Consider the following 12,223-nt stretch of genomic DNA (forward strand, 5'->3'; position numbering starts at 1 on the left):
TTTTGACTTTTGACTTTTGACTTTCAATATATGGAAATCAACATTCCCGATGTGGTAGCTGAGGTGACAGTAGCATTTCAGCGTTACGAAAAAGCCTTGATTAGCAATGACGTTGCTGTCCTTGACGAACTGTTTTGGAAAAGTCCCCAAGTTGTGCGCTATGGAGTAACGGAAAATCTATACGGTTATGATGCGATCGCCAATTTTCGCAGTAACCGATCGCCCGCTAATTTAGAAAGAGTGTTGCTGAATACAATTGTCACAACTTACGGACGAGATTTCGCCACAGTAAATACAGAATTTAAGCGACCGCCAACAAGCGATCGGATCGGACGCCAAAGTCAAACCTGGATGAGAACTGAAGAAGGGTGGCGCATCGTTAGCGCCCACGTTTCATTTTTAATGGTTAATGGTTAATTGCTAATTGTTAATAGTTCATTGTTCATTGTTTCCCAACTTTCTGGTATTATTTATTGTGTTACAGTTGGGACTTTACCTCGTAACAGTTAGCAGTCAAAAGTAAAAAGTACAGATTTTTTAAATTTTGACTTTTTTATTTTACCGAGCTTGTAGTCCAAGCGTTTCTTCTTTATTTTGACTTTTGACTTTTGACTTTTGACTTTTGACTTTCGTAGCCCCTTTTTAAACAGGCAAGAACAATGACATACGCTGTTGGAATCGACTTGGGAACGACAAATTCTGTCGTATCTATCTTTCGCCGAGGAGTGGTACAAACTATTGCAATTGACGGTCGTTCTACCATACCTTCTGTAGTTTCTGTGCGGGAAGATGGCAGCATATTGGTGGGGAGTACCGCCAAATCAAGGTTATTGCTAGACCCTGCGAACAGCGTCGCTTCGGCAAAGCGTTTCATGGGAAATCGCCACAAATTCTACAATGTCGGTGGCAAATCTTTATCTCCTGTCGATATTGGCAGTATGGTGCTTTCTCGAATTGTAGAAAGTACGCGCACAACGCTGGGTGAAGAGATCCGCGACGCTGTAATTACGGTTCCCGCTTATTTTACCGACGCGCAAAGAGAAGATACCAGACGCGCTGGCGAACTGGCGGGATTGAACGTATTGCGCCTCATTCCCGAACCTACCGCAGCAGCGATCGCCTACGGTTTAGATAAAGGTAAAGACCAAACTATTATGGTTTATGACCTGGGTGGCGGCACTTTTGATGTGTCAATTTTGCGCGTGCAAGGCAATCGCTTCGAGGTCAAAGGTGTAGGCGGAGATACTAATTTGGGCGGCGATGATTTCGATCGAACTATTATAAATTGGGCTAGCGAACAGTTTAAAATTCAAACGGGAATTGACTTGCAAAGCGATAATAGCCGCTTGGGAATTATCGCACGACAACGCCTCAAAGATGCTGCTGAAACTGCGAAAATAGAACTTTCTGTAAGTGACTCTGCTACGATCGCAATTCCGGATTGTTTGGGTCATGCGTTGGAATTGGAACTTTCTATTTCTGAATACAACAATTTAATCGCACCGCTATTGCAACGCACAGTCAATTGCATGAAATCGGTTTTGCAAGATGCGCGTTTGCAACCGGAAGATATCGATCGCGTTATTCTCGTCGGCGGTTCCACCAAAAACCGCGCCGTGAGGGAAATTGTCGCGAGGGAAATCAAAGAACCTTACACAAGCGATCGCGTGGACGAAGTAGTGGCCCACGGTGCTGCGATCGCCGCCGCTAATCTTTCCTTACCCGATGAAGTTTCTCTCGATGTGTTTGATGTTACGGCGCATTCTCTGGGCATTTCCATGCTCAACTACAAGGAAGAGTTAGTTTTCAAGCCGATCGTTCCCCGACAAACCACCTATCCTTGCAAGCGCGGTATAATTGGCTACACTAATCGCCCCCTGCAAAACGAAATTGACATACCCGTTTTTCGCGGCGAAAATACCGACCCCAACTACAACGATTATCTTGGCATACTTTCCTTACCAGTATCGCCACCGCAGTCGGAAATTGTGCCTGTTGCCGCTATTTTCGACCTAGATGCTGATGGTATCATCCACTTCACGGCGGTACAATTGCCACCTGGATCGCAAAGCCAATCTATTATCGAAAACGCTAGAGAAAATAAAGGTATTGTAGACTTAAATGCGGTAGAAGCTTTAGTCAAAAGTGGCGAAGCGCAAACAAAGATGGCGCAAATTAACAGTAGGTAATTTACCCAATTCCCCAAACTTTAAAATGACTATAATTCCCAAACACAGTCCCTATATTGTCGGCATCGATCTGGGTACATCCAATTCTGCGATCGCAGTTTTTATCAAAGGAGAAGCTGAGATAATCCCGATCGACGGCAATAAAACCCTGCCATCAGTTTTTAGTGTGCGTGCAGATGGCGAAATATTAGTAGGAAAAGCAGCACGCAATCGGTTAATTCTCGACCCCGAAAATACGGTTGCTTCTATTAAGCGCGAAATGGGAGAAAATTGGACAAAAGAGTTTAAAGGTTTACCGGGAAAAGTTTACACCCCTATCGATATTACTGCGGAAATTTTAGCAAAATTAGTTAATAGTGCCCAACAAGCAGGTACGGTAGATTTGCTGGGTACTCCCCGTGCGGCAGTGATTTGTATTCCCGCCAATTTTGATGACGCCCAGAAAACAGCTACTCTAGAAGCGAGTAAGTTGGCTAATTTGGAAGTGGTCTATTTATTAGAGGAACCGGTAGCTGCTGCTATCGCTTATGCCTTGGAGAAAGAACGCGACCAAACTATTTTAGTTTACGATTTGGGCGGCGGCACTTTCGATGTTTCTATTCTCCAGGTAGACTCAACCAAAAATAATCAAGCTGAGTTTAAAATTTTAGCTAAAGAAGGCGTATCTAAACTGGGTGGTGATGACTTCGATCGACAAATTATGGCAATTGCTGCCTCCAAGTTCCAAGAAATATCAAATATCGATATTCTCGATTTAAAAAAAGACCAAGGAATTTCTGTGAAAGTTTTGCGGTCAGCACAACAAAAACTCAAAGATGTGGCTGAAACTGCTAAATGGGAACTTACGGAATCCCAGACTGCACAAATTGGCATTCCCAATCTAATTAAAGATGAATCCGGCAATGTCTACAACCTGGATATCGAAATCAACCGCAGCGAATTTAATGACGCTATTCGGGAATTAATTCTGCTTTCCAAAGATGCCGTACAAAGAGCGTTGGCTAGTGCCAAACTAACTATAGAAGATATCGATCGCATTATTTTAGTGGGCGGTTCTACTAAAGTACCCTTAGTGCAAGAAATGCTGACCGAAATGTTTGGCAAACAACCCTATGCGGACACCGATCCGGATACGGTTGTAGCGCGTGGCGCTGCCATTTTTGCTGCAACTTTGAACGTGCAATCAGATGCAGATATAAGTAGAGATGAGTTTGCCAAACCTCCCATCGTGGGCATCCAAAATATTGTGACCCATTTCCTGGGTATTGCCACGCAAGGAGGTAAGTTTAGTTGTTTAATAGAAAAAGGTCTCAAAATTTCACCTAATGAGCCTTTAGCAGTTAGTAAAGAATTTACTACCTCGCGAGATGATATGACTGAGTTACGCATTTCTGTCTATCAGTGCGATAAGTGGGTGGAATTTGTGGGTACTGATGAGATCAACTGTATCGGCGAGTTTTTCTTAACAGGAATACCGCCGAAACCGCGAGGTGAGGAACGTGTGAAAGTTACTTTTGAAATCGATTCGCAGAACTTACTGAAAGTGAAAGCAACCAGTTCTAGTTCCGTCGGCGGATTGGAAATTAAAAAGTATTGAGTTCGCTAGGGGTATTTGGAATAATGGCGCGAAAAGTTAGAGTGAGGAAGAAAAGATTTGGCAGTCGTGACTCTGCTTTGAAGAAGCAATTACAGGAATTCGATCGCAGAATTTCAGGATTAGAAAATCAGGTTGCTAAAATTCTGGAAATTTTGCAGCAGATAGTAGCGCAGGCGTCTCGTCTGCGGGAGCGGGAGAATGGGGGAGTGGGGGAGAGCGGGGGAGTGGGGGAGTGGGAGAGTCGGGGAAAAACTCATGACCCACCCCTCGGTGCGGTTGACAAAATGCAGCTAATTGCTAAGTTAGTTGAAGAAGAGGAGAAAAATTACAAAGCTGATGAGCAACAGCTTAATGATTGCTATATTCAAGCTCAACATTGGGCGCATAGAGGGGTAATCTTGTTTGATGCGATCGCATCTACAGTGGAACTTTGCCAAAACAAGTTATTTCCTGAATATCGGAAAGTGAAAAATGAGTTACCAGTCCCCGTGCAGGAGAAACTGCAAAAAAGATATGAGGGTATAGAAATTATTGATAGGATGTTGGCACGACTTGTTGAACCTGCACGAGAACTCTACGAAACTGAAACCCCCAACCGACAGTTACCCAGAATTAGCAAGTCAGAATTAATCGATATTTTGAGTAAGAAAACAAACCAAGAATCGGCAAGTCAAACGCTTGCTAAAAAACTTAAAGAAATTGGCGATCGGCGTTACAAGTGTATTGCCGAAATCAGAGAATTAGCAGAAAGACGGCAGCAGCGCTGGCTAAATTTTGTGGAAAAAAAAGTTTTGCCAATCGTTGACGGAATAGAGAGCGGACAGAGGTATTCTCAGCCGTTAGTCGAGCAGTTGAAAGATGAAAATCCAACTTGGTCAACCAAACTGGATGATTGGTTTAAAATATATCATAATTTGCACTTAAATCTCTTGCACGCATTAGAGCAAGTGCAAGTTTATCCCATGCAAGTTAAAACTAAAACACCGATAGACTATACTCTTCACGAGCCATTTGATGTTCAAGCCGATGAGAGCTTGCCAAATGAATATATCAAAGAAGTAATTCGCCAAGGATACGAGTATTTAAGTGAAAAGTCAAAACTCAAAAGTCAAAACTCAAAAGAATTTTTAGTACTGCGGACTGCACAAGTAGTTGTCGTCAAGAATTAAAATAGCGATTGCATAAATTTGCTTGCAATCCAAAATCCAAAATCCAAAATCCAAAATCCAAAATTGACATATGCTTTTTGACAACGATCTAAATCCAGTTCTGGGGATTGATTTGGGGACTACGTTTAGTGCGATCGCACGCTGGGATGGGCATGGGCCAAGAGTATATCAAACTCGTACTGGCGAAGATACCCTGCAATCCGTTGTTTACCTCGATCCCAAAACAAACGAACTTTTAGTGGGAAAAGTTGCCTTCAGGAGAGGCTTGATTTACCCAGAAAATATGGCAATCGGTATCAAACGTTATATGGATGATGCTTCTCAAAAAATTGTCCTCGCCGGACAAGCATTTTCACCAATAGAATTATCTGCAAAAATATTAGAGAGATTATACAAAGATGTAGCCGAAAAATGCCCAAGCAATCTTTTTCGCAGTCGCGCTACAGTTGTGACAGTACCTTATTATTTCAAAGCGCACCAATGCGAAAATACGAGCAAAGCTGCCGAACTTGCTAATATTAACTGTATCGGTTTAATCCAAGAACCAATTGCCGCTTCTCTCGCTTACGCTTGGCAGATTGTGCAATCTAGCAATGCCAAAGAATTTGCCGAAAATATTCTGGTATTCGACTTGGGTGGAGGTACTTTCGATCTGACCTTATTCCGACTGGATAAATCGCCAGAAAAGCTGCTTTTTGAAGTGTTGGCTACGGTTGGCGACGACAGACTCGGCGGTATGGATTTTGATGAATGTTTATTTCAATTTTTGCTCGAAAAAGCCGATTTAACTCTAGATGGTTTAGCTGATTTGGAAGAACGCAAAGCCAGACAGAAGATTTTGGAGCAAGTTATAGAAGCCAAACATACTTTAAGTGCTACCCAAACCGAGTACATTACTGTGACTGATATTATTCCTGGTAGACATATAGATACTATCGTAACGCGCTCGGAATTTGAAACTTGCATTCAAACTTATATAAATAAAATTCAGCGCGTAATGGAGCGATTGTGGGCGACAGCAAATATGCCGCCTCAGCAAGTCGATCGCGTCATTCTCGTAGGCGGTTCTAGCAAAATCCCCTGCATAAAATCGTTAGTCAGCGACATCATTGGCGCGGCAAAAGTGTATGAAAATACTAACCCGTGGTTGTGCGTGGCAGAAGGTGCAGCTATATATGCAGCTTATTTAGATAACCCAGAAGTTTTTGGTAGAAATATTGAAATTCGCACACGCACCAGTCACGCTCTCGGCGTCGAAATCAAAGATAACAAATTCTACCCGCTGATAGCGGCTAACCGCAAAACTCCATGCCAACAAACTCAGGTTTTCAGTACCACATCTGACTATCAAACAAGCCTTGATATTAACATTTACCAAGGGTGCGATGCCAGCGTGAAAAACAACACCTTTATAGGTACGATCGGCATTTCCGATCTACCCAAACGTCCGCAAGGCGAACTAGATATTTGGGTAACGTTTAATGTCAGCGAATCGCAAATGCTGTCGGTAATAGTGGAAGTTGAAGGAATGCGGAAAGCTGCTAACCTCAAATTTGCCTAACTTTTGCTCTCCTGGATTGTGCGATCGGCTATATCATTGAAATTACTTAAATTCGCAAATCAGTATAATTACATACTTATAAGTAAGTTATCAAGATTTCATAAACTTTTGCTAAGTTCGGGAACGGCATTGCGGAATTTTTATCTTTAAATTGATAGAAATAATTGTTATTTGTGTCGGGAATTTGTCGATAAAAGGTTTCGCTATGCCAGACAACATCAATACCAATAATGAGCCAAATTCTATTGTCTTCATTGATTCGACAGTTCCCGATTATCAAAGCCTTGCAGCGGCAGTTGCACCGGGAACAGATGTAATTATTATCTACCCTACGGGGGATGAAATAAATCAAATAAGTGATATTTTAGCTGCTCGCCACAATATAAATGCAGTTCACATAGTCTCCCACGGCAGCCCCGGCAGCTTGCAATTCGGCAACTCACAATTGAACTCGCAAAATCTCCACCTATATGCTAATCAATTGCAACAGTGGCGGAATTCCCTAAATAGTAATGCTGATATCTTTCTCTACGGTTGCAACGTAGGGGCAGACCTCTCCCCCCCATCCCCTCTCCTCCCCAGCCAGGGGGCGAATCCTACACCCCCATCCCCTCTCCTCCCCAGCCAAGGGGCGAATACTACACCCCCCTCCCCGTGGCGGGGAGGGGGGCAGGGGGGTGGGGTCTCCTTCTTGCAACAACTCAGTGAATTAACGGGTGCGGATATTGCCGCATCCGACGATTTGACGGGAAATTGGGCAAAAGGTGGCGACTGGGAACTGGAGAAAGCTACCGGAAATATCGAATCTTCCTTGGCATTTCAACCAGAGGGAATAGCTGGTTATCAAGGAGTTTTAGCCACCTTCAACGTTGCTGCTGGTGACGTTACTGGATTGATTAATGCTATTAGCAGTGCCAACGATGAAACTACTAACCCAGGCGCGGACATCATTAACTTAGTAGGCGGCACTTACACTCTGACATCAGGTACATACAACTACTTTAGCGGTATCGACTGGGGAAATAGCGGTCTGCCGGTAATTACTTCTGAAATTACCATCAACGGCAACGGCGCGACGATCGCACGAGACAACAGCGCCTCAACAACCTTCCGCCTGTTTACGATCGGAGGATCTTCAGGCAAACTAACTCTCAACGACGTCACCCTTGAAAATGGAAACGTCACTGGTTCTACGGGTGGTTCCGCACCCGATGCTGGTGCCATATCCAACATTAGCGGTACAGTCAATATCAACAACAGCACTATACGCAACAACGCTGCTGCTGATGATGGCGGTGCTATTGCCAATTTTGGCACCATGAATATCCAAAACAGCACTATCAGTAATAACACTGCCCAAGGTGATGGCGGGAGTGTTGACGGGGGAGGTGCGATCGAAAATGATGGCGCGAGTGCCACATTAAACCTAACTAATACCACCATTAGCGGCAATATTCATAACGGCAGCGGTATAGGTAACGCTCAAGGCGGCGCTATCCGCAACCGTAATTCCGCAACATTAAATATTGTCAACAGCACGATTTTTAATAACAAAGCCAATTCCAGTACTGGCGGCGGAATTTTTGTAGAAAGCGGTACTGTTACCGTCAAAAACTCGATCGTCATTGGAAATACTGCAACTACCGACGCCGATGTTTCGGGAACTTTCACCAGCAATAATGCCAACATAATTGGCAACGTTGGTAGCAGCAGCGGTTTTGGTAGCGATATTACAGGTGTTGCTGCCGGAAGCGTACTCAATCCTACCCTAGCTAATAACGGCGGATCGACTCAAACTCACGCATTGATTGCTGGTAGTGTCGCCATCAATGCCGCTAACAACACCGATGCACCGACCATCGACCAGCGGGGAGGGAAACGAGTCGGCGGGGTCAACAGCGGTAGCAATGCAGACATCGGTGCTTACGAAGCCACCTCATCCTATGTCGTAACAAATACCAACGATAACAACGGCATCGGTAGTCTGCGTTCTGCCATGAATTTCGCCAATATCAACGTTAATCCCGTTACCGCCAATCCCCAAGATACGATTCGCTTCAGTATCGGTTCTGGTAAACAAACGATCGCACCCACCTCAGCCTTACCCACTATCACTCAGTCAGCCATTATTGACGGCACGACACAACCCGGATTTACCACCACTCCCATTATCGAACTGAACGGAACCAATGCGGGAGCCACTACCAGCGGCCTCACGATTACTGCTGGCAACAGCACAGTGCGGGGTTTGGCAATCAATCGCTTCAAGCTTCACGGCATTCTTTTACAAACTAATGGCAACAACGTTATTGAAGGCAACTATATCGGCACGGATGTCAACGGTACGATCGATCGAGGCAATAGTGAAAACGGCATACTAATCGACAACAGCCCCAACAACACAATTGGCGGAACAACAGCTGCCACCCGCAACCTCATCTCCGGCAACGACGCCCGCGGTATCCTCATTTTAGGCAACAGCGCCACAGGCAACCAAATTCTAGGCAACTACATCGGTACCGATGTCAACGGTACAATCGATCTAGGCAACACATTCAGCGGCATACAGATAAATAGCCCCAACAACACAATTGGCGGAACGACAGCAGCAAAGCGCAACCTCATTTCCGGCAACGACAACAACGGTATATTCATTGTTGACCCTAGCGCTACGGGAAACCAGATTCTAGGCAACTACATCGGCACCAATGCCGCAGGTACAGCCAGCTTAGGGAACTCTGGATTGGCCGGCGTAATTATCTATGCTCCTAACAACATTATCGGTGGAACGGCGGTAGGCGCGGGTAATCTGATTTCCGGCAACACTGGCGCTGGAGCAGGAATGGGTATTTGGATTGCTGCCTCTACTGCCACGGGAAATCAAATACTCGGCAATTTAATCGGTACTGATGTCACAGGCACATCTATTTTAGGAAACAACGGCAATGGTGTGCGTACAGATGCCAGCAATACCATCATCGGAGGAACAACAGCAGGGGCGCGTAATATTATTTCGGGCAATAATTACGGTGTTGCCATCAATGCTGGCAACAATCAGGTACAAGGAAACTATATCGGCACTGATATCAACGGCAATGTTGATTTGGGCAATACCTTTAGCGGCATAATCATCTATTCACTCAACAATACGATCGGAGGGACAACCGCAGCAGCACGGAACATCATTTCCGGCAACAACTCAGGCGGGATTAGCATTACTGGCAGCACCGCCACGGGAAACCAAGTACTCGGCAACTATATCGGCACAAAAGCCGATGGCACAAGTTCTCTGGGGAATAGCAGTCACGGGATTGCGATTTTCTCGAATGCGGCGAATAATGCGATCGGCTCCACAACTGCCGGTGCAGGTAATACGATCGCATTTAGTTCTGCTGACGGAGTATCCATTCAGACATCTGCCGGTACGGGTAACGCCATACTCGGTAACTCCATCTTCTCCAACACCGGATTAGGAATCGACTTAGGGAATGACGGAGTGCAAGCCAACGATACCGGCGACACCGACACAGGCGCAAACAACCTCCAAAATTACCCCCTCTTAACCGGCGCTACCAGCAACGGCAGCAGCACCAGTATTGCAGGCACATTCAACAGCACCGCCAGTACCACTTTCACACTCCAATTCTTCAGTAACCCAACCTTAGATCCCACTGGCTATGGTGAAGGTCAGACATTGCTGGGTTCCACCACCGTCACCACTGACGCTAGCGGCAACGCCAGCTACACAACCAATTTCGCAACTGCGGTGGCTGCCGGTCAGTATATCACTGCCACTGCCACCGACCCCAGCAACAACACCTCAGAATTCAGCCAAGGAGTACTCGTCACCGCACCAATAACACCAGGCGCAGTACTGATTAACGAAATTGTCACCGACCCCCAACAAGACTGGAGTACCAACAACTTCAACGGTACACCGGGGGGAGGTACCATCAGCCAAGGTGTAGACGAATGGGTAGAACTCTACATTGCCAAAGACGGACTCAACCTGACAGGTGCCACCATCCATCTCCTCGATGGCACTCCCGTAACCGGCACCCTGATTGCTGGCGGCGCATTTCAGAAATCCAACTACATCGGTAGCGGTGGCGGTAGCTTCACCAACACCAAAACAGGCGATTATCTGGTAATGGGTAATGTATCCAGTTCCGGTCAGATGAGCAACAGCATTACTATAGTGCTGAAAGATCCTGGCGGAGCGGTAATTGACCAAGTGCAACTCGGTGGCGGCGCACCCAACGGTGCTGCAACCGCGATTGGAGATCAAGCCGTAGCGCGTGTTCCCAACGCCACAGACACTGACAACGACGCCAGCGACTTCCGCAAACAAGCCGCCACCCTTGGCTATAGCAATAACATTCCAGAAATCCAAGTATGGGAAACTGCTACCAATATTCCAGATAACACGGGTAGCATTAATTACGGCACTACTCCTCTGGGTACTGCGATTACCAAAAGCTTTACCGTCAAAAACACAGGTTTTAATGACTTAACCTTAAATACAATTTCCCTCACAGGTACTGGTTTCAGCTTAGCGAGTCCCTTCGGCAGCACCACCATTGCGGCTGGTAACTCTACTACCTTTGCAGTTAAACTCGATGCCGCCAACGCAGGCACTTTCAACGGAAATATCTCTTTTGGCAACAACGATGCCGACGAAAATCCCTTCAATTTCGATATCAGCGGTGCAGTACAAGCGCCAGAAGTTTCCATTACTGCTGGCACCAATCCTAACGAAGAGGGTGTTACAAATGGCACATTAAATGTTAAGTTGAGCAGTCCAGCACCAACTGGCGGTTTAACCATCAACTTCACTCCCGCCGGTACTGGTAACAATCCCGCCGATTACAGTTTTGCTGCTGGTACGAATATTGATAGTATTGCGATCGGCAGTTTGACGATCGCGGCTGGAAAAGATACTGCCACTATAAATGTAGTGCCGATCGATGATAATGCGATCGATCCTGGCGAAACGGTACAACTCACCCTCAGCAACGGCACAAACTACACTGTCAGCGCCACTCAAAACACTGCTAATCTGGAAATCATCGACAACGACAGCAGCATCCAATTTGACCAAGCAAGTTATCAAGTTAACGAAGATGGCACAGTAGTTGGTGTCGCCATAACTTTAAACCGAACCGGAGTCACCACAGGCACATCTAATATAGATGTACAACTTGCTAATGGCACAGCAACAGGTGGCACAGATTTCACCAACAGCACCATTCCGATTAGCTTTGCTGCTAATGAAACCAGCCAAACTGTTGTCGTTCCCATCACAGAAGACAATTTAGTAGAAGGCAATGAAAACCTCACCCTCACCTTAGCTAATCCCAGTGCAAATACAGCAATAGGCACACAAAATACTGCCACATTAGAAATCATCGATAACGACAGCAGCGTTGAATTCGATCGAGCAAACTATCAAGTCAACGAAGACGGAACAGTAGTTAGTGTCGCCATCACTTTAAACCGAACTGGAGTTACCACAGGTACATCTAATATAGATGTACAACTTGCTAATGGCACAGCAACAGGTGGTGGTACAGACTTCGATAGCGCCACTAAAACTATCACGTTTGCTGCTAATGAAACCAGCCAAACTGTTGTCGTTCCCATCACAGAAGACAATTTAGTAGAAGGCAACGAAAACCTTACCCTTACCTTAGCTAATCCCAGTGCA

Annotated in this window: 6 protein-coding genes; all 6 read left to right on the top strand. The window is 45.6% G+C overall.

Going from position 1 to position 12,223, the window contains the following annotated elements:
* The first annotated feature begins 30 nt into the window (after positions 1–30).
* On the top strand, positions 31–417 hold the full coding sequence (gene hpxZ, locus ACE1CD_RS07700) for an oxalurate catabolism protein HpxZ (protein ID WP_374789706.1): 387 nt from the start codon (positions 31–33) through the stop codon (positions 415–417).
* A gap of 242 nt (positions 418–659) precedes the next feature.
* Positions 660–2,189, top strand: coding sequence for an Hsp70 family protein (locus ACE1CD_RS07705; RefSeq protein ID WP_374822895.1), 1,530 nt, complete (start codon positions 660–662; stop codon positions 2,187–2,189).
* A gap of 25 nt (positions 2,190–2,214) precedes the next feature.
* The gene (locus ACE1CD_RS07710; protein WP_374822898.1) at positions 2,215–3,786 is read left to right on the top strand and encodes an Hsp70 family protein; all 1,572 of its coding nucleotides are present in this window, start codon (positions 2,215–2,217) and stop codon (positions 3,784–3,786) included.
* Between the two features lie 23 nt (positions 3,787–3,809).
* Positions 3,810–4,955: a nucleotide exchange factor GrpE gene (gene grpE, locus ACE1CD_RS07715; protein WP_374822901.1), complete on the top strand. Its 1,146-nt coding sequence runs from the start codon at positions 3,810–3,812 to the stop codon at positions 4,953–4,955.
* Positions 4,956–5,025: 70 nt separating this feature from the next.
* Positions 5,026–6,516 carry an Hsp70 family protein gene (locus ACE1CD_RS07720; RefSeq protein WP_374822904.1) on the top strand — a complete coding sequence of 497 codons (1,491 nt, stop codon included), beginning with the start codon at positions 5,026–5,028 and terminating at the stop codon, positions 6,514–6,516.
* Positions 6,517–6,721: 205 nt separating this feature from the next.
* Positions 6,722–12,223: DUF4347 domain-containing protein (locus tag ACE1CD_RS07725; protein WP_374822907.1), on the top strand; the 5,502-nt coding region annotated here is incomplete at its 3' end.

The organism is Aerosakkonema sp. BLCC-F183 (assembly GCF_041929145.1).
In the GTDB taxonomy this organism is placed as follows: Bacteria; Cyanobacteriota; Cyanobacteriia; order Cyanobacteriales; family Aerosakkonemataceae; genus Aerosakkonema.

What these genes read in the sequence shown, in the direction of transcription:
- hpxZ (WP_374789706.1), top strand. Translation starts at nt 31, where the DNA reads ATGGAAATCAACATTCCCGATGTGGTAGCTGAGGTGACAGTAGCATTT.
- ACE1CD_RS07705 (WP_374822895.1), top strand. Translation starts at nt 660, where the DNA reads ATGACATACGCTGTTGGAATCGACTTGGGAACGACAAATTCTGTCGTA.
- ACE1CD_RS07710 (WP_374822898.1), top strand. Translation starts at nt 2,215, where the DNA reads ATGACTATAATTCCCAAACACAGTCCCTATATTGTCGGCATCGATCTG.
- grpE (WP_374822901.1), top strand. Translation starts at nt 3,810, where the DNA reads ATGGCGCGAAAAGTTAGAGTGAGGAAGAAAAGATTTGGCAGTCGTGAC.
- ACE1CD_RS07720 (WP_374822904.1), top strand. Translation starts at nt 5,026, where the DNA reads ATGCTTTTTGACAACGATCTAAATCCAGTTCTGGGGATTGATTTGGGG.